Genomic DNA, 20144 nt, shown 5'->3' on the forward strand with positions numbered 1-20144 from the left:
TTGTACTTTGAAATATTTTTGTCGTTTTATAATTTCGCCCAACTTCTGGTAGTAGTTTAATCAAATTATTTACGCCATTTGAAAATCCTCCAGCATTAATTTTACTAATACCATCAGAAGCATTACCCACATTGCCGCCAATCTTATTTGTATTAAAATTAGTGGCATCGGTTGCATCCCCGCAAACCCCATAAGGTAAACATAAACGACGTATTACACTCGAACCTGTAATACCACCTGTACACGCATTTGGCTGTTTGGTTGAAGCATGATTTGGATTATATAAAGATACGTAGAAATCTGAAAATTGAGCTGTATTTGCAACTACAAGGTATCCATTAAGTGCTTTTACTGTACCTGTATTTGCAGTTTGGGCCGTTCCATCAGTTTCACGCAAAACATAGTACCAACCCTTTTTAGTATTGTTCATCAGATTTGCTACATTTGTACTGGCAATAGCACTCCAATTATATAAATCTGATTCTGTTAAATTACTGGTTTTAGAGAATGTTGAACTGTATAAATTAGATGAAGCAATATCATAATCATATAAGGCATAAATTCGATTATCATTACTATTGGCTTTGTTCAATGGAAAACTTCGATTACCTGAGGCGATGCCAAGCACACCAAAACGACTACCATTACGATCATGGATACTTAAAGTCGGCATTTCATAGAAACGCTGGTTAAGTGCTGAAAAGTTCGCGAGTCGATTTACTCGACCAAAATTTGTTGTTGAGGTTCCATAACCATTATTCAAATCAACGCGAAAGATTTGTCCACCTAAATCACCAAAATATAAATTATCAACCAAACCATCTGCATCTCGATCAAAAGCTTTGATTTGGCTCACTACGCTATATTTTAAATTATTATCCTTGACGTCAACCGTACTAGTGCTATTACTACTGCCGTAACGAGCATCCCACAATAAAGCACCTGTAGTCGCATCAAAAATATAAATACCAGCGCCAGCATTTACAGTGGTTGAAGTCGGCTGATAACCATCCGTCTCATAAGCTGGATCATATCCACCTCCTACAATCATGACGTTTTTAACTTGATTATTGAGACGAATTTTTGCAAGTGTTGGTTTGGACCAACTCTGCCCCATTGCCTGAAGTGCAGTTACTTGGTTCCCTGTAGCAGATACACCACTAGTGCCACTATTAATTACCCCATTTACAGGGTCAATCTGAAACAAAAATTTTGGATCTGCTGGATTTTTAATATTTAAGCCATAATAGCTTTTTCCACCCATCCGCATACCACCATAAATATTGGCAATATTGGCTTTAAATTTATTATTCGTCGCATCAATATTATATTCGACCCAAGAACCCCATTGAGCATCGATACCATAAAATGGATTTGTTGTAGATGTGGTTGTGTTACTTACATCTAATAGAGCATCTCGACGATTAGCATCCTGAAGAATTTCATTGGGAAGAAAAGCCATTTCTTCTTTACCAGTGGCTTGATTCAGTATGTGTAGTAAACCTTGTATTGATCCCATCACAATATAATCTTTACGGTTTACTGTACTTTGAGTATTACTTAAAATTGCACCTGTAGTTGGGTCATATTTAGCTTCTAAAGTCACTAGTAATGGGTCAGAATGTAATACGCCACCCATTTGCTGCATAACGTTTAAGTTTTTTACTTTATCAACAGTATCCCACTTATAGCCTCCGGTTTTAGCTTCTAATTCAGTTTTTGTAAGCTTATAACCTAGTGCAGATAACAGATAAGGTTGGTAAACGTTTTGTCGCCATGCTGTCGTTCCTGAACCTGCTGTACTGTCAATATAGCTAGCAGTCAGAACATTTTGCGTACTCAGTTGAGTTAAACTATTTGCAGCTACAACTTTATTTTTATTCGTATCAGTTAAAGCTGTCGGAATCGTCGCATTAATGTAGAGAGGTCGGGTTTGAATATCCGAGGCATTAGTTACTGCACTCAGCGCACCTGAAGACGCATTTGGAACTGATAGTTGTGACCACGCCCCACCTTTAAGAGCATCATCTCCATCATTAACATTCTCAGCATTCCAAAAGTCCTGAGTTAAGGTATTAATACCACCTGTATTTTTTAATACGGCATTACCATTCACATCAACCATAGTACCAGATGAGTTTAAGGTATATTTTTTAAGGTTACCTAACCATAACTGTTGAGTAGAGACTATCGTCCCACCCGATCCACTTACTTTAGGCTGAAACTGTGGTGCAAAAACATAAGAATAAGATGCACTGGTTGCCATTGGATCAGCTGGTACCACATAAGTCCCGAAGCTAGCTGCCTCAAAAGTCCCTTGTGAAATTGCGCCTACAAACCTTAATAAAGCATTTTGTACTTTTTCACCTGTATCTGCATAGGTATAGCCACCAATAGGTTTATCAGTTCCATAAGTATCGCCTTCACCAACTTTATCTCCCAACATCTTTAATGCATCAGCATTAAGAGTGTTAGAGTAAGGACTAGTATCAGAATTACCCAGATTGGTATTTACAGCTCCTCCAGAACCAATATAACAATGGATATTGCGTCCAGTTGAATCTTTGTCACAGGTTTCAACCTGATTACCACTACTATTAACTGCGGTATTAAAAAGAGGCCCAAATCCAACTGTAGCTAAATAAATTCTTTTCTTTGAGATAGGTGTTGCAGTTGTTGATGTCGCTTTAACTAGATCTGCAATATATGACCACCCACTTCGATCTTGATAACCTGTTACTGTATTATTAGTCGTTATCTCATTAGCGGTTGCTGATAGTTTCATCTCATAAAACTCACCATTTGTGGTAGCTGAATTACGAGCTTTACTATAGTTATAATAAACAGCAGGTACATCTGTAACAGAACCACTAATGGTATTAGCATCCACTCCTGTGATGCCTGCATTTGCAGCAACATTTTTAAGCAATAATTGTGTGTTTGTTGCTGGAATACCAGAAGGTGCACCATCGGTTAAAAAGAATACACCCTGTGTTGAACACTGTTTATCATTTTCATTTGGTAAAGATTCAATGGGTGCAATGTATTTACCATTTAAAACAGTACCTGTTGCAGCATTACTGATACCAGAAAGATCGGCTTGGTAACCATTTGAAAAATTATTTACAGCATTAGGACTATCAGTACGACTACCTAATAGATAGGCATAAGTTTCTGCAAATAAAGTTGAAGTTGGTGTACTTGAATCCGCACCTAGTCCGTTAATCTGCTCTATTAAAAATTGTCTTTGTGTTTTTGTGCCTGATACTAAAGTATCAAGTCTTTTTGCTGGCACCCAAATTCTAGAACGTCTCGCATTACTAACATCACCAGCAAACTTAGATAATCCCATATAAGTGATATTTGGAATTTTATATGTGCCATCCGTATTCAAAGCCTGTAAAGCAGTGACTAAAGAACGTTTCAAGGCATCTAAACGCGACATTCTTGTATTATTATAATAGGCATCATTAATTGCCATACTAAAAGAATTATCAATTGCCAACATGATAATTGGATATTTGGTTGCCGTTGGATTTTGATAAATTTGCACATCACTTGCGCGAACAACTGATGTTGTTACGGTGCTAGTCATAATGGCAGATATCGCCATGACGAGTACTTTATACTTTAAAACGTTAGCTTTTTTTGTATTTAATATCTTCATTTCATCTATTCCCCAATAATCCAATTAAACCGAGTTCTGACGTTGATATGTACTCAACACAAAATCCTGAAACTGCGTATTAAATGGAACATTCAAATCTTGTAAACAACTCGATACTGTTGAGTTTGAACCTGATAATGGCTGACTATTTGGACGTTTCAGACAATTTGTAATAGCAGCCTGAGAAGCATCGGATAAATTGGGTAAAATAGATGTCACATATACTCTTATTCTTTTTGTTTGCTCATTATCCAATTTCCCCAAACTTTCAAGATCGCTCCCTAAAGTGACAATTTGTAATGGGCGTGCAGGTGTGCTTAGCGGTGGATTTACAACAATAGCAACTTGTGTCATTTGTGCTTTGCGACGACTAGCATAATCATTTACAGCACTCAAATTACAAAACCCAGATACACCATTTACAGTAATGTCTGTATTTTCTTCATTCCATTGTAAAGTACTTGTATTTGCGACAGAGAAAGACGTTGCAGGAGAGGTCTGACTTCTAAAACAAAAAACTACTTCTTTTCCCTGATTTTGTAATGCATAGCCAAGTAAACTTGTGGGATTACCACTCGTACTAGCGAAGCCTTCGGCACCTAATCGGTAAAGTACAGAATCAGATGACTGCATGAGCAACTGCTGCGCTTGACTGTTTGTTGCAATATTTAAACTTGTAAGACTTTGACGAACAGCCAACGTCCCAATCACGGTAATCACTAGCAATAAAATTAAAACAACGATTAATGTTGAACCCTTTTGTACTTTCATTACATTACCGCCGTATCTTGAGAAAACAAACCATTACGTAAGGCGATAGTTTGAGTAATAACTGTACGCAAATATTTTGGAGGGTTCCCTGTCGGCACTTTAATAGATACATTTTGATCAAGCACTTTATAAGTTTGGTTATTTGAAACTAAACCATTCTCACGAATGCTTTCATTGGAACGTACAAGTACACCAACTTGAATGGAATTGACTCGCGGACGTGGATTTGCATTCAAAGCAAGATATTGCCCAATCGAGATATACCGAAAATTTGTTGTATTGGTATCATCAGAAATGCCTAACAGAAAGTGCAAATGATCTACACGTCTTACCAAAATTTCTCCTTCTGTCGTACCAAATACAGTCGTAGAAGTTGAAGGGTTTTTTAAAATCGTAGTGTCACCCGCTACATATGAACCCGCTTCACATGCAAGTGCTAATGCAGCATTAGGTTCATTTGATATGGCATTTGAATCTGATCTTAAAAAGAAACGCTCAACAATGTATCTATTCGCCTCATAATTATTACCTTCACAATCAACACCAGCCTGCTCTGCAAAGAATTGGACAACCAATTGATCGCTGCCTTGATTTACATTTCCAGTAGCGGGCGGTACCGCCGAAACTTGTACGTTACTAGCCTTAGTCGCGAAACTTGTCACTGGCACAGCTACTGTTGAAGGAATTGTGTCTGGGATATTCGTTGGAATCGTATCTGCCGTATAAGTTGGACTTGCTACTGCTGGGAAACGGGAAGTTTGTCTCGTGGTTATTACAATTCCACCGTTAGCCAGTCGATCATTTATGATGTTATTGTTTCCATAGTTACTCTTGCGAATGTCATTCGAGATATAGCGTAATCCAAAGTTTCCACTTTCCTGTAGATCAGCCATCGCGCGTTGAGTATTTAAAGAAATTTGTCCTGTAAGAAATAGCTGAGCGGCAGCAGCTGTAATTAATAGCCCCAAAACAATTGCCACCATGAATTCGACAAGTGTGAACCCCTGCTGAATATATATTTTATTCATCTCAATATAACTCCATGATGACACATTTTGCTTGAGGTAAATATGCACCACCATTCGTACAAGCATCTGAATCAGTAGAACTATTTATTGCTTTTGTTTTTCCCCATGCGACATAGACACACTTACGGTTTTGAGTACCACTCACCTGACAGTCAGGTAAACGAATCATCATTCCTAAATCATTTGCCTGACTCACAACCTGTGCCGTATCATAATTTGCCATTTGAACAGACGTAGTACATGGTGTTGTATTTGTCGTTTGAATACATTCTGGAGTCGCTGTTGTACTTTGTGTTGTTGCATTTAAATTATCGCCATAGGTACTAAATGCAGCCCTATTTACACGAATACGTTCAGCTAAATCTCTGGCAAGATTCATAGCTTGAATTTTACTCATAGCCTCATCAGTGGCATCAACGGCTCTTAACTGTAGGGCAGTAAATCCTAGAACCCCTATCGCAAGAATCAGCAAAGCAACTAATACTTCCATCATCCCTATGCCCTTTTGATTATATTTATTCATGAGCAAGTTCCGTCGTTTTTTGAATAAACAGTTCCCATCCGGGTTAATGCAAAGGTTTTTTGAGTTTTAGCGATTGAATTGCAAATCACAAAATCTGTATCCGCTGAAATACCTAAAACTAACGCCCCATCTCTGCCAAAAGTAATACTACTTATAGAGGTAGGTGCAGTTACTCGATTTCCTGTAGTAGGTTCCCAATAAAAATCTGTATTTGTATTGGTTCCATCAACTAAATGGACAGTAACATTTGTTCTTAATAAAACAGCTTGGCTACGCCCTTGAGATAAGGTAGAGATCAGCTCTCTCGTATTTGCATTTAATCTTTGCTTAGCCATGAGTTGCGTAAAAGACGGCGCAGCCATCATCGCAATGATGACCATTACTGCAATCGTCACCATGAGCTCAACCAAGGTGAACCCTTCTTGCGGAATAATTCCCCTCATCCCCAGAACCCCAAATAAACTTAAGAATTTTTTATTTATTATTTAAATTTTACGGTTTAGATTTACAAAACAAATACAAAGCAGATAAAGGGTATAAAAAAACAGATAATCGTCACATCAACAATTATCTGTTTTACTATTTTAAAATCAGTATGTTAAACAAGTCACACTTTATGCTTGAGTCACATGAATACGTAATTCTTTAGGAAGACTAAAAGTTATATTCTCTTCACGTCCATCTAATTCTTTAGGTGCTTGCGCGCCCCAGTCTTGTAAACGTTGAATTACTTGCTTAATGAGAATTTCTGGCGCTGAAGCACCCGCTGTCACACCAATTTTGCACATATCATTGAACCATGACCGTTCTAACTGATCAGCATTATCTACAAGGTAAGCAGCTTTACCCATACGCTCTGCAAGCTCACGTAAACGATTTGAATTTGATGAGTTAGGTGAACCTACAACCAAGACTACATCACACTGTTCGGCCAAATCACGCACAGCATCTTGTCTGTTTTGAGTAGCGTAGCAAATATCATCCTTACGCGGACCCTGAATATGAGGAAATTTTGCACGCAAAGCATCAATAACTTTAGCTGTATCATCAATAGATAAAGTTGTTTGAGTTACAAATGCAAGTTTTTCAGGATGTCTTACTGCAAGCGCAGCAACATCAGCTTCATCTTCAACCAGATAAATCTCACCACCTTTCAATTTGTCATATTGGCCCATTGTTCCTTCAACTTCTGGGTGCCCTTCATGACCAATTAAAATGGCTTCAGTACCTTCTCTCGCATATTTAGTCACTTCAATATGAACTTTAGTAACTAAAGGACAAGTCGCATCAAAAACTTTTAAGCCTCGGCGCTCCGCTTCTTGTTGAACTGCTTTTGAAACACCATGCGCACTGAAAATTACAATTGAGTCATCCGGAACCTGATCTAGTTCATCAACAAAAACTGCTCCTCTTTGACGTAAGTCATCTACCACAAATTTATTGTGTACAACTTCATGACGTACATAAATAGGAGGGTTAAAACATTCTAAAGCCCGATTGACGATTGCTATGGCTCGATCAACACCGGCACAAAAACCACGCGGATTAGCTAACACAATTTCCATAACAGCCTCAAAATTAATAAAACAGGGGAATTTCTCTTGAATATTTGCAATTAAAACTATTCAGTTTAAACGCACGGTACACTACAATAGCGAAGATATTTTATCATATCAGGAAAAATATCATGTCGGGTCTATTGTTTGTCGTTTCTGCTGCATCAGGAACGGGCAAAACATCTTTGGTGAAAGCCCTGCTTGACCGTGTGAGCAATTTACATGTTTCAGTCTCGCATACTACCCGAGGTCAACGTCCTGGTGAGTTAGATGGTGTTCACTATCACTTCACTACAAAAGATGACTTTCTAGACCAAGTAAACCATGAAGGCTTTATCGAATACGCTGAAGTATTTGGTAATTACTATGGCACTTCTCAAGCAACTGTAAAACAACAGTTAGCTCAAGGACACGATGTTCTACTTGAAATTGATTGGCAAGGTGCAGAGCAAGTACGCAAACTTTTTCCTGAATCCAAGCAAATATTTATTTTACCGCCAACACAGTTTGACTTACGTCAGCGTTTATCTAATCGCGGTACTGACTCAGTTGAAGTCATTGAACATCGTTTAAGCTGTGCAGTTGAAGATATGCAGCATTACACGAACTTTGATTACATCATTATTAATGATGACTTTAATAAAGCCTTACATGAGATTGAAGCTGTGATTACAGCAAACCGTCTAGTGCTATCTCAGCAAGCGAAACGCTATCAGACATTAATTCAAGACTTGATTACTCCTCAACCAAAACAGGAATAACTTGAGTCTAGATCGAAAGCCTTTTATACTGTTTAGTCTGTTCAAATTCACCATTCCAAAACGAGAACTTTTATGGCACGCGTCACCGTTGAAGATTGTTTAGATCATGTAGACAACCGTTTTGAGCTTGTGCTCGTTGCAAGTAAACGTGCTCGTCAATTGGCACGTCAAGGCATGGAGCCAACTGTAGAATGGGATAACGACAAACCGACTGTAGTTTCTTTGCGCGAAATCGCGGCAGGTCACGTTACTAAGGAAATTCTTAAGCAACGTGAACAAGATTATCAAACTTCTAGTCTTGATCTTGCTCTTTCTACAAACAGCTTGAATTTAGAAGGTTTTTCTTTCTAATCTATTCTGTTTAATAAAAAAACCATCGTTTTTCTGCGGTGGTTTTTTATTTGGCTTTGCCTTGAATTTAAAGAGATTGAAAAAAGCAATTATTTTCATTGAAAAAAAAATACACTTTTTCAAATGAAAAAATTGACAAGTTCCGCAATATGCTTTTCATTAAGAAGTAGATAGATGTAGTTTCTCAGCATTAGGAAAAAGGGTGATTTATGCCAGGCGAAGAGGTCAGCCAAGCCAAGCAACAGCTTAAATTGATTATCGACCCTTACTTATCGGTAAGTGAGGTCGAGAAAGTGCTTGCTGCCTGTGATTTTGCCGATCTAGCGCATAGTGGCATTACACGTAAAAGTGGTGAACCCTACATTCTGCATCCAATTGCTGTTAGCTGCATTCTTGCGAACATGCGTTTAGATGCTGAAACCTTAATGGCAGCCCTTTTGCATGATGTTATTGAAGACACTCAATATACAAAAGAAGATATTACTGAAAAATTTGGCCTGACGGTTGCCGAGCTAGTTGACGGCGTAACCAAACTTAGCCAGTCAAGTGATAAAGAATATAACAAAGCCGCCTCATTCCGAAAAATCTTGCAAGCGACCCTACAGGACCCGCGTGTCATTATTATTAAATTAGCTGATCGCTATCATAATATGACAACTCTAGGTGCTTTACGTCCAGATAAACGCGCCCGCATTGCTCAAGAAACGCTTGATATCTTCGTGCCAATGGCAAGATTAGTCGGCATGAATGAAATGGGCGATAATCTAGAAAATCTTTGTTATCAAAATCTTGATCTTGATATGTTTGATAACGTGCAAAATGCACTACGTCTAACCAAACCAGAGCGATGTAAATATCAAAGTATCTGGGAACAAAACCTCGCTGAACTTCTCCACAATTATCATATTCAAGGCCGCATTAAAAAGAAAAATAACAATATCGAATTATTACGCCATTTCGTTAAAAATGAGATGGATTTACAAGAGCTTACCCACAGCCATGCTTTTGAAATCGTTTTACAATCAATTGCCGACTGTGACCGCCTAGTTGATGCTTTAAGAGAAAACTTTCAGGTCATTCAATATCAGGATCATATCCGTCGTCCGCTACCAGGTGGTAACCAATCTTTACTGATTAAACTTAAAGGCGAAAAAACTACACTATCTCTTACCATTCAAACCGAGCTTATGCGTAAAGCTGCTCGTTTTGGGGTAGTGCTTGGTGAAAATGCCCCACAAACTTGTCGTTCAGCCATTCAGGCCTCTATGCAAAACCTGAATACGCTTATCGATGGAGAATGTGCAAAAACGACCTTCAATGATTTGTTAGATTACTTACATCAAGAAAAAATTTGGGTATATACACCGCATGGCCAACTCCATGAGTTACCCCAAGGTGCTACCGTAGTTGATTTTGCTTATTCAGCTAGTTTATTTCTAGGTAACCATGCCGTTGGTGCAAAAGTAGATGGTGAAATTAAACCATTGTCGACACCATTAATTAGCGGTCAAGTTATCGAAGTTATTACGGATGTTTTAGCAACACCAAATCCAGACTGGTTAAGTTTTATTAATACGCAAAAAGCTCGCCGTGCATTACAACACGTCCTTAAAGATCAAGACATTGAAGAACAACGTTTAGTCGGTGCGCAAGCACTTTCTCGCGCCCTAAAACTCTTTAACCGTTCGATCAATGACCTTTCTGAAGCAGACTGGTTAGATTTACTTCAATGGCGCCACATCGATAATAAAAATACATTGTATGAACAAATTGCTGTTGGTGACTTACTACCTCAACTTGTAGCTAATCACTTATTTGCTCATGACAAGCATCCACAAGTGGAAAATTCAGATCGGCTCATTCAAAGTACTGAAGGTATCGACGTTAAATATGCGCATTGCTGCAACCCAGTTCTAGGTGACCCAATTCAAGGACATTTAACACGTCGTGGATTGATTGTGCATCGCATACGCTGCCATAACCTACTGCATGAGCAACATCTCCATCCTGAAAATATCATGCCGCTTCAATGGAAAGCAGATGACGTAGATGATGTTCGTTTTACAGCCTACCTCGCTATAGATATGGCAATGAATGATGAGCAGGTATCAGATCTGATCTATCAATGCCGTAAAAACAATGCAGGGGTAGAAATGGTTCACTCAAATGAGCAAAGAACGTTTGTTAATATTGTAGTTAACAACCGTAAACATATTGCGAAAGTCATCCGTGACTTACGTATGCATTATGGATTCCCACGTATTGAACGCTTGGATGCACCTAATCCACAAATGGAAATTTCAAAAGTAAGCTAAGTCTTTACAAGGACTATTGGTCAGGTTTATGTTTCTTTAACAAAATCAAACTTTCCAAATTCACTCAATCAGTTAAATCGATGATACTTTTGTCAAAACCTATCATCGATTATGATGGAATGAGATTTAATCAAGGAGAACCAAATGTCCCGCCAAGTGATTCATACTGAAAATGCCCCTGCTGCTATCGGCACATACTCTCAAGCTATTTTAGTAGATAATACGTTATATCTTTCAGGGCAAATTGGTTTAGACCCATACAGTATGGAACTTGTAGAAGGTATCGAAGCTCAAATTCGTCGTGTATTTGATAATTTAAAAGCGGTTTGTGAAGCTGCCGGTGGCTCTCTAGCAGACATTGCCAAGCTCAATATTTTTCTAACTGATTTATCAAACTTCCAACTCGTAAACCAAATTATGGGTGAATATTTTGCACAACCGTATCCTGCACGTGCAGCACTTGGTGTAGCAAGTTTACCCAAAGGTGCTTTAGTTGAAATGGATGGCATTGTAGTTATTAATCAATAAGATATAAAAAATATATTGAATATTTCCCGTTAAATTCTTAGCTCTAAATCATGAGCCACCTTTGTATAAAATCTGAACACAACTCAGATTTCCGCTCAGGTGGTATTTTTTTATCCGAATTCCCAATAATAATAAATGAGATTTTAAATGAATTTCATTGACAAACGATAATAATTATCAATAATATCAATTATCGCATTTATATTTGGGGATCACTCCCATGTACGTTTGCTTGTGTCGTGGCATTACCGATCAAGATATCAAAGACGCTGTTGAAAATGGCGCCGAAAGCTATCGCGAAATTCGTGAATTGCTTGATCTTGGTACTTGCTGTGGACGCTGTGCACCAGAAGCACGTGCTATTATTAATGAAGAATTAGCAGAAATCGCTGCTCGTATTTCCATAGCTGCGTAAAAGAATTATAAACATTTAACAGTATTTATTAGCTCCTCCACCGCTTTTTGCGGAACGTTAATAGTTCCTCATTCAAGCGGTTTTTTTTGGCTGGAAACTCTCCTTTCCTAATATTGTGTTGTTTTTGATTGCGATTTTCATTTGCTGTTCTATAAATTACTCGCCATATCAGTGTTTGTTCACTAAAATGGTTTTATAGATTGCCTTAATTGAATTGAGGCAGAAATTGTTTTGGAGTAGCTACAATGAAAGGCAATCGTGATGTCATTAATCAGCTCAACCAAGTGCTGTATCATCATTTAACCGCAATTAATCAATACTTTTTACATTCACGCATGTTTAATGATTGGGGAATTGAGCAGCTTGGTTCGGCGGAATATAAAGAATCAATTCGTCAAATGAAGCATGCAGACAAAATTATTGAACGTATTTTGTTTTTAGAAGGTCTGCCTAATCTTCAGCATTTAGGCAAACTTTATATCGGCCAACACACAGAAGAAGTTCTGCAATGTGACATTCGTAAAGTGAAAGAAAATATAGAGGCGATTCAAAAAACAGTTGCTCTCGCTGAAACAGAACAAGACTATGTGACTCGTGATCTCGTTCAAGAAATTTTAGAAAAAGAAGAAGAATATTGGGACTGGTTAGATACTCAGATTGACCTTATCGGCAACGTTGGCATTGAAAATTACATCCAGAGTCAAATGTAATTTCTCATAAAAAAATCCCCTTGCATACAAGGGGATTTTTTTATTACTTTTCTTTTAATAACTCTGGTAGCGTTATTTTTTGCTTATAGAGATGCTTTAAAATTAATATTTGCTGCTGTGCCTGCTCTAGTTTTCCATTATAAGCCAGCAATTTTGCATATTTACGCAAATTATATGGAGTTGCTTTATTCTTTACCGAGTTCCCCCACTGGACTAAATCAGCTTCAGGTAATTTAGTTTTTGGATTAAGTTCAATCCATTTTAAACGCTCTTCAAACTGCGTTAAAACAAAAATTCTGCTGCTTCCCATGAACTCTGCATTTGGCTTTTTATTCTTATAAAGTAAATTACTATTCAGAACATACACATTGTAATCACGTAAAATCGCAATAATAAGCAGTAAACCAACTACCCATATTAAGCGAAAAAGTTGCTTATTAAGTACAACTCCCTTGAGTACTGGAGTCTGCGCCTGAACAATACCGAGCAAGAAACCACAGGTAAGCAAGAAATAAGCATAGCGCTGTGGGAACTCAAACATGGCATGAATAAACACCGCACACACCATCATAATCGCTATAATTGAGATAGTTTCTTTAGCCTGTTGATTTAACCAAAGGAACCAGCACGTAAAGTAAGCAATAATTACAGCTGCTAATGGAATACCATTCCAAACAATTAAGTCAAGCAGTACATTATGGGCACTATTAAACCATACATGTACAGTTCCATATTGAATACTATCGACTACAGCGACACTTGTTTGACTCCATCCATACCCTGCCCACGGCTGCTGTGCTATGGCATGTAATATTTGTATCCACATGCCTACACGCTCATGCCCCGAACCTGCACGAGCAACAAATGTACTTGTTTCAGTAATCTGTGTATTTGTAGAGAACTCAATGAATTGAGTAATATACGGTAAGATGAATCCAGCAATTAAGAAAAATGTTAAGCACCACAAGAAACCTTGAGCAAATCCAAATCTTTTTTGCTTTCTAAACTGCTTAATCATCCAATAGATGAGTAAGAATGGAAAAACTATCCATGAAGTTCTTGATTGACTCAATGCAACTGTAAATAAAATAATGAGCGTTGAAGGCAGTAACAACCAAATTGTTACTTTATTCTTTTCATATAAATATAAACACCCTAATAATCCAATGATTAAAAAGGTTGCCATATTATTGGGTTGGCCAAAATTACCGTAAGGACGATTACCCAGTAACTTAAGCACATACGGAATATGAGACTCAATATTCAACCATTGGCAAATTGCAATGAAACTAGTAATAAGCGATACAATAATTACAAGTAGGCTAAAACCAGAAAAGATTTGATCTCGTTTTTGTTGATCTAAAGACAGGTTATAACCAGCCAAGACCATAAACCAAAAACCTAATAAGTAAAATGAACTCAATAAGGCTGTGCTCAAATCAAAAACTAAACCAAAACCCCACTGCACTATTGGAATTAAAGTAAATGGCAGCAACAATAGTTGCGCTCTAGGAATTTTAATATTTTGCTGTATCAGAGCAGCTAATACGCATAATCCAGCCCCAAAAGTACTCACTTCACTTGAGAACATGACCCAAGGGCTATAGTGAAATGGAGACAACCATGCAAAACCTAACAGGATTGCAGCGAGGAATAGGAAGAATACTTGCATAGTAACGAATGAAAAGACTTAGAACTTGCAGGGAATTATACAGATAACTTAGTCAACTGAATCTAAAGTTCCAATTAATTATTGTTGATTACAATTGCTTTATACATAAAAAACGCATCTCTAAAGATGCGTTTTGTAAAATAACTATCAATATTTTCAAATAGTTAGATTGTTATTTAAAAGACTGCGGTAAATAATCAGCTAGAGTAGTATCAGTTACTGTAACAGTTGATGGCTTAATTACACCATTTTCAGTTACAGACATACCAATTACTTTGCTTGTTAATTTATCTGATACATCAGTAGCCTTAAATGTATAACTAACACCACAACCACTACCACCCGTAGTTGCATCTGCTGTAATAGTTGCAGTTCCATACTTTCCAGCGATTGAATCAGCGGCAGCGGCGGCGGCGGCGCCAGAAGCAAAACAAGTGCCTGATTGCAAATTAGTAGCAATTGTTGTTTTTAAACCATCTGCTAATGTAAATGCTTCAGAAGCTTGTGATTTAGCAATATAGCTTTGGTATGCAGGAATCGCAATTGCCGCCAAAATACCGATAATCGCAACCACGATCATGAGTTCAATTAATGTAAAACCTTTTTGTGCATTCATAGCCTTTTCCCCAAAGATTGTATGTATGTTTTTATATAAGCTTTTTCAGCTATCAACTACATAGCAGCATCTATGCCAACTTTTATTTTATTTACAAAACAACAAGTTACATTAATTTTTAAATTTATTGAATATGAAATCTCTGTAAATAACTGACAAAAAACGTCATATAACTTTTTACCACAACACATCACACATAAAAAAAAGTAAATAAAATCCATCAAACTTTTTATTTGCTTTTGTGAACAAATTCTCTTTAAAAATAAATAAATAGGTGACATTTTTTGTCAGCCACCTTAAGAAATAAAAACTTAAAAATTATGAGATATAGAACTTTTAGAAAATAACTTAATTTATAATAATTGGAGCATTTCCCAATTCATTGAATTGATCGGGCATGTTTTCGTCATAAAAATGTGACAACACCTCTCCAATTTGCTGTACACCCATCACTACAGCTTGTTGATATTGTTTTTGTTTAAGTTGTTGAACGATAGACTCACAAATCTGTTGCCAGACCTGATCATTAGTCGCATTTCTAATACCACGGTCAAATATAACTTCTACAGTACGTTCACATAAATTTAGGTATAACAATACGCCGCTATTTAATGCAGTATCCCAAACGCCTAATTCTGCAAATAACTGCTGTGCTCGTAAACGTGTGTTTTGTCTATAGGCCTGTGAACATGGAATATGGCCTTCAATTACCACCTGTATTTCTCCAACATGACCCTGTTCTGCTTGTTGTACAGCATCGGCAATAGTTTGCTTATCTTGTTTTGAAAAATAACGACTACTGGCCGGAAAATAACATAAATGTTTAAACCAACGTTTTAGGCTTGGCTCTACAGATTCCTCAATTTTGGGTTGAGTAATAATTTGTGTTGTTTCTGATGTTGTTACCATGAGCCTGAAGCACCTCCACCGCCAAAACGACCTCCACCGCCGCTATAGCCTCCGCCACCATCGCCGAAGCCTCCTCCACGTCCACCGCCGCCAGAGCCACTCAAAATAACCTGTAAAATAAGTTGGGCAATAGAAGTAATGAGTAAAAAGAAGATTCCAAAACCGAGTAATAAACTAGTCACTAGACCTGCGCCATTTACAAAACCTGCTACAGCGGCAGCAACACCAGCAGTAGATGCACTAAGAGGTCGTCCTACAATAAATGAACCAACAATTCCAGCAACAAGAATAAATAGAGCCATTGTCAGCGTTGTTTGTTTGGCTTGTTGCTCTTCTGCGGCTTGGTGTTGTCTTTCTTTTAAATCTTGAGCAGCTTGCTGAGCAACTTCTGGATCAAGATTTAAAATTCTTCCGATTTCATCAAGACCCGCATTTAAACCTTGTGCATATTGGGCTTGTTTAAAATAAGGTGTAATTTGATTTCGAATAATCCGACTTGCGACAATATCAGGCAACACGCCTTCTAAACCATATCCGGTTAAAATTTGTATACGGCGATCATTTACCGCAACTGCAATGAGTAATCCATTGTCACGTTTAGCTGAGCCTAATTGCCACTGCTCACCCACTCGTAATGCATAATCAAAAATATCTTCTTGGCCCGTAGTTGGAACAATAACGATACCAATTTGCGCTTTGCCTTGTTGGTATAAACTTAGAATTTTTTGGTCGAGTTGCTGCTTTTCTGTCTCGCTTAGGATATTAGCTTGATCAATAACAGGTTGGTTTAAAGTTGGCAAACCACGAATTGACTCACCATCTGCCATATCGTTAGAGACTTTAGGCGAAGCAGCAACACTTGAAGCAGGTGGTTCACCCGATTTAGATGCGGTGCCTTGATTTTGCTGCTTTTGAATAATTTTGCCCGCTACTATTGTGTCGGTCTCATCAGTAGCAGTTGCAGTATTACTTTCACTCCATGCCGTATTCTGAAAAAGAACACCACAACAGAGCAAAATTAAGGTCGTAATAAAGACCTTAATTTGCTTAGACTGAAGCAATATAATATTTCTCATACGGCCCTCCTTTGATTTATTAAATTAATCAAAAGAAACTTTTGGAGCCTGTTGTGCAGAAGCTTCTGCTGAGAAATTGGCTTTTGGATGCATGCCAATTACTTTTGCAGTCACTGCTTGCGGGAACTGGCGTACATATCCGTTGTAATCTTGCACTGTTGTAATATAACGATTACGTGCAACTGCAATACGGTTTTCTGTACCCTCAAGCTGAACTTGTAATTCTTGGAATTGGGTGTTGGCTTTCAAATCTGGGTAGTTTTCAGACACAGCAATAAGTCGAGATAATGCCCCTGTTAATTGACTTTGAGCCTGTTGATATTTTTCAAGTAAAGCTGGATCTTCAAGAACTTCTTTATCAACTTTTAAACCTGCAACATTCGAGCGTGCTTGTGTTACTTCGGTTAATACTTGCTCTTCATGTTTAGCATAACCTTTTACCACATTGACAAGGTTTGGCACCAAATCTGAACGACGTTGATATTGGTTTTGTACTTCAGACCACGCTGCTGTCACAGCCTCATCTTTTACTTGTAACGTGTTATAGCCACACCCCGAAAATAGTAAGGTACTGGCAAGTGTCGTTGCGATTGCAAATTGTTTCAACGTTTTCATCGTCACATTATCCTCAAGTTTTTCTTTATATTTTTGACCTCTTTACCCGATTGTATGATGAATTTGGCATTATTGTGTTGCTTTTATTTTATTGATTTTTAAAAAACCGGATTTTTAAATCCGGTTATCTATTAACTTAATCTTTGTTCTTTTTCTTATTGAAAACTTGCCATTTGATAGTCTTCTGCTAAAGAGCTTTTCCAGTAATCGACCATCTTGTCGTAATCCTTTTGACTCGGATGAAAATCTTTTTTGTAATATGCGAAGTATTCTGGCATTAATTGGACAAGCATCTTAATCAGCAAATATGAGCCAAATAAATTACCTCCGATCTTAGGTAAGCTGTTCCATTTATCTTGCCAAAATAAACGAGTTGTCCCATAAAAAGCGAGACTCGCAAACCCAGTAGTGACACTACGCATGAGTAAACGGCGGATACGGTCATCTCCATATACATGCTGATAGACATCGAATGCGACTGAACGATGCTCAATTTCTTCAATCGCATGCCATACCCAAAGTTTTAATGCATCTTGATCTAAGGTTTTTAACAATTCTGGATGTTGTAAAACATATGCTCCAAGGAGAGCTGTAAAATGCTCAAAAGCACAGGTAAGAGCCAATTGAAGTTTAGGCGGAATCGTTCTTAAATATTTATCACGCTCATTTAACCAGTTTTGAAAACTGTCCAGATTATAATCATCACGCCGCCAAGCTTCATTAAACTCACTATGCGCTTTGGAATGCATAGCCTCTTGCCCAATAAAAGCTGCAATTTGTGCTTGTAGTTGAGGATCGGAAACCTTATCACGCACATTACGTACGCTATTTACAAAAAATTGCTCTCCTACAGGAAAAGTCGAGGAAAGTGCAGTTAAAAAGTGAGACATGAGAGGAGAATTGGCAAAATAGTGCCGTTTAATCGCCGTTGGATTAAACTCAAGACGACGCACTGTAATACCCAACGCTTTTCGACGATTTAAATATGATTTTTCTGCCGTCATACCTGCGATGTTCATATTCAATACCTATTGCATTGAAGAAGGAAGCATTGAGTATGTCGCGAGCTTAAAAAGCTAAAAAGGGCAAAAAAGCTTATTGTATTTGCCAAAAGCATCAAACTGACTAATGGTAGACAATAAAAAAGCCCACTTGAAGTAGGCTTTTTTTAAGTGTTTTAACAAATGACTTTATTAAACACCGAGGTAATCCAAAATGCCTTCGGCAGCTTGACGACCTTCCCAAATCGCAGTCACAACTAGGTCTGAACCACGAACCATATCGCCACCAGCAAAGATTTTCGGATTTGATGTCTGGAATTTGAATTCTTGCTTTTCAGCTGCGACAACACGGCCCGAACCATCAAGACTAATATTCGCATTACCAAACCAGTCAGCTGGACTTGGGCGGAAACCGAATGCAAGTAGAACAGCATCGGCTGGTAATACTTCTTCAGAACCCGGAACTGGCTCAGGGCTACGACGGCCACGACTATCTGGTGCACCCATTTGTGTCGTTACCACTTTTACGCCTGTTACTTTGCCATTTTCACCAACGATTTCGATCGGTTGACGATTGAATAGGAATTTCACACCCTCTTCATAGGCATTTTTTACTTCACGTGCAGAACCTGGCATGTTGCTTTCATCACGGCGGTATGCACACGTTACATCATGAGCACCTTGACGTAATGAAGTACGGTTACAATCCATCGCTGTATCACCACCACCAAGTACAATCACCTTTTTACCATCTAAGCTGATGTACTCACTTGGGTCTTTTTCCCAACCTTGGCAACGGTTCACGTTAGAGATCAAGAAATCAAGAGCATCATAAACACCATTAAGATCTTCACCTGGGAAACCACCCTTCATGTAGGTATAAGTTCCCATACCCATGAACACAGCATCATATTCTGCAAGTAATTCATCAATGGTGACATCTGTGCCAACTTCAGTATTTAAGCGGAACTCGATGCCCATACCTGTGAAAATTTCACGACGGCGTTTCATTACATCTTTTTCCATTTTAAATTCTGGAATACCGAATGTAAGTAAGCCACCAATTTCAGGACGCTTGTCAAATACAACTGGCTTAACACCACCACGAGCTAAAATATCTGCACAACCTAAACCTGCAGGACCAGCACCAATGATTGCAACTTTTTTGTCAGTCCATTTCACGCCTGACATATCTGGACGCCAACCTAAAGCGAAGGCTGTGTCATTGATATATTTTTCAGCATTACCAATAGTCACTGCACCAAAACCATCGTTTAAGGTACAAGCACCTTCACATAAACGGTCTTGTGGACATACGCGACCGCATACCTCAGGTAATGTGTTGGTTTGATGGCAAAGCTCAGCCGCTTGGAAAATTTGGCCTTCAGCAATGAGTTTTAACCAGTTTGGAATGTAATTATGTACAGGACACTTCCATTCGCAATATGGGTTACCACAACCTAAACAACGGTGAGTCTGATTAGCGACAGTTTCCGATGTAAAAGGTTTATAAATTTCCACAAATTCTGCTTTGCGGACAGTAATATCTTTTTTCTCTGGATCTTGGCGTGCTACATCCAGAAATTGAAAGTCATTATTTAGGCGTTCTGCCATGTCTCTCTCCGTGGGT

General features: G+C 38.2%; 19 protein-coding genes and 1 pseudogene. 7 read left to right on the forward strand and 13 right to left on the reverse strand.

Features of this window, described 5'->3' with window-relative positions:
* The 6 genes from NL42_RS00240 to ispH all read right to left on the reverse strand — a co-directional run.
* On the reverse strand, window positions 1-3667 hold a 3667-nt coding region (locus NL42_RS00240; protein WP_461311352.1), incomplete at its 3' end, for a PilC/PilY family type IV pilus protein.
* A 24-nt stretch (window positions 3668-3691) separates the two neighbouring features.
* On the reverse strand, window positions 3692-4438 hold the full coding sequence (locus NL42_RS00245) for a PilX N-terminal domain-containing pilus assembly protein (RefSeq protein ID WP_263031924.1): 747 nt from the start codon (window positions 4436-4438) through the stop codon (window positions 3692-3694).
* Window positions 4438-5466: a PilW family protein gene (locus tag NL42_RS00250; RefSeq protein WP_461311353.1), complete on the reverse strand. Its 1029-nt coding sequence runs from the start codon at window positions 5464-5466 to the stop codon at window positions 4438-4440. The genes NL42_RS00245 and NL42_RS00250 overlap by 1 nt, the downstream gene beginning before the upstream one ends.
* 1 nt (window position 5467) lies before the next feature.
* Window positions 5468-5989 carry a type IV pilus modification protein PilV gene (gene pilV, locus NL42_RS00255; protein ID WP_461311354.1) on the reverse strand — a complete coding sequence of 174 codons (522 nt, stop codon included), beginning with the start codon at window positions 5987-5989 and terminating at the stop codon, window positions 5468-5470.
* The gene (locus tag NL42_RS00260) at window positions 5986-6432 is read right to left on the reverse strand and encodes a pilus assembly FimT family protein (RefSeq protein WP_461311355.1); all 447 of its coding nucleotides are present in this window, start codon (window positions 6430-6432) and stop codon (window positions 5986-5988) included. Before NL42_RS00260 ends, pilV begins: the two co-directional genes overlap by 4 nt.
* Window positions 6433-6603: 171 nt before the next feature.
* On the reverse strand, window positions 6604-7554 hold the full coding sequence (gene ispH, locus NL42_RS00265; RefSeq protein ID WP_461311356.1) for a 4-hydroxy-3-methylbut-2-enyl diphosphate reductase: 951 nt from the start codon (window positions 7552-7554) through the stop codon (window positions 6604-6606).
* 122 nt (window positions 7555-7676) lie between these two features.
* Here ispH and gmk point away from each other — a divergent pair, with 122 nt between their 5' ends.
* The 7 genes and pseudogenes from gmk (at window position 7677) to bfr (ending at window position 12625) form a co-directional block, all read left to right on the forward strand.
* Entirely contained in the window at window positions 7677-8306 is a 630-nt protein-coding gene (gene gmk / locus NL42_RS00270) for a guanylate kinase (RefSeq protein ID WP_461311357.1), read from the forward strand.
* Window positions 8307-8378: 72 nt separating this feature from the next.
* A complete protein-coding gene (gene rpoZ / locus NL42_RS00275) occupies window positions 8379-8657 on the forward strand; it encodes a DNA-directed RNA polymerase subunit omega (RefSeq protein ID WP_002116990.1) in 279 nt (92 codons plus the stop codon).
* An 80-nt stretch (window positions 8658-8737) separates the two neighbouring features.
* A pseudogene (locus tag NL42_RS00280) lies at window positions 8738-8827 on the forward strand (hypothetical protein); the annotation flags it as partial.
* Between the two features lie 39 nt (window positions 8828-8866).
* Window positions 8867-10972, forward strand: a complete 2106-nt coding sequence (locus tag NL42_RS00285) for a RelA/SpoT family protein (RefSeq protein ID WP_461311358.1) — start codon at window positions 8867-8869, stop codon at window positions 10970-10972.
* 144 nt (window positions 10973-11116) lie between these two features.
* Window positions 11117-11500 carry a RidA family protein gene (locus tag NL42_RS00290; protein ID WP_004789789.1) on the forward strand — a complete coding sequence of 128 codons (384 nt, stop codon included), beginning with the start codon at window positions 11117-11119 and terminating at the stop codon, window positions 11498-11500.
* A 220-nt stretch (window positions 11501-11720) separates the two neighbouring features.
* Complete coding sequence (locus NL42_RS00295; RefSeq protein WP_461311359.1) at window positions 11721-11915, forward strand: bacterioferritin-associated ferredoxin; 195 nt, start codon at window positions 11721-11723, stop codon at window positions 11913-11915.
* A 245-nt stretch (window positions 11916-12160) separates the two neighbouring features.
* Window positions 12161-12625: a heteropolymeric bacterioferritin subunit Bfr gene (gene bfr / locus NL42_RS00300; protein ID WP_016140000.1), complete on the forward strand. Its 465-nt coding sequence runs from the start codon at window positions 12161-12163 to the stop codon at window positions 12623-12625.
* A 43-nt stretch (window positions 12626-12668) separates the two neighbouring features.
* On the opposite strand, the gene NL42_RS00305 is transcribed toward bfr, so the two are convergent.
* The 7 genes from NL42_RS00305 to NL42_RS00335 form a co-directional block, all read right to left on the reverse strand.
* Window positions 12669-14297: a PglL family O-oligosaccharyltransferase gene (locus NL42_RS00305; RefSeq protein ID WP_461311360.1), complete on the reverse strand. Its 1629-nt coding sequence runs from the start codon at window positions 14295-14297 to the stop codon at window positions 12669-12671.
* A 172-nt stretch (window positions 14298-14469) separates the two neighbouring features.
* The gene (locus NL42_RS00310) at window positions 14470-14913 is read right to left on the reverse strand and encodes a pilin (RefSeq protein WP_461311361.1); all 444 of its coding nucleotides are present in this window, start codon (window positions 14911-14913) and stop codon (window positions 14470-14472) included.
* A 348-nt stretch (window positions 14914-15261) separates the two neighbouring features.
* Entirely contained in the window at window positions 15262-15822 is a 561-nt protein-coding gene (locus NL42_RS00315; protein WP_461311362.1) for a TPM domain-containing protein, read from the reverse strand.
* Window positions 15816-16898: a TPM domain-containing protein gene (locus NL42_RS00320; RefSeq protein ID WP_461311363.1), complete on the reverse strand. Its 1083-nt coding sequence runs from the start codon at window positions 16896-16898 to the stop codon at window positions 15816-15818. Before NL42_RS00320 ends, NL42_RS00315 begins: the two co-directional genes overlap by 7 nt.
* 24 nt (window positions 16899-16922) lie before the next feature.
* Window positions 16923-17513, reverse strand: coding sequence for a LemA family protein (locus tag NL42_RS00325; RefSeq protein ID WP_013196703.1), 591 nt, complete (start codon window positions 17511-17513; stop codon window positions 16923-16925).
* Window positions 17514-17668: 155 nt separating this feature from the next.
* Window positions 17669-18532 carry a metal-dependent hydrolase gene (locus NL42_RS00330; RefSeq protein ID WP_461311364.1) on the reverse strand — a complete coding sequence of 288 codons (864 nt, stop codon included), beginning with the start codon at window positions 18530-18532 and terminating at the stop codon, window positions 17669-17671.
* Window positions 18533-18706: 174 nt separating this feature from the next.
* The gene (locus tag NL42_RS00335) at window positions 18707-20128 is read right to left on the reverse strand and encodes a glutamate synthase subunit beta (protein ID WP_461311365.1); all 1422 of its coding nucleotides are present in this window, start codon (window positions 20126-20128) and stop codon (window positions 18707-18709) included.
* Window positions 20129-20144: the final 16 nt, after the last annotated feature.

The organism is Acinetobacter sp. GN11, assembly GCF_054823985.1.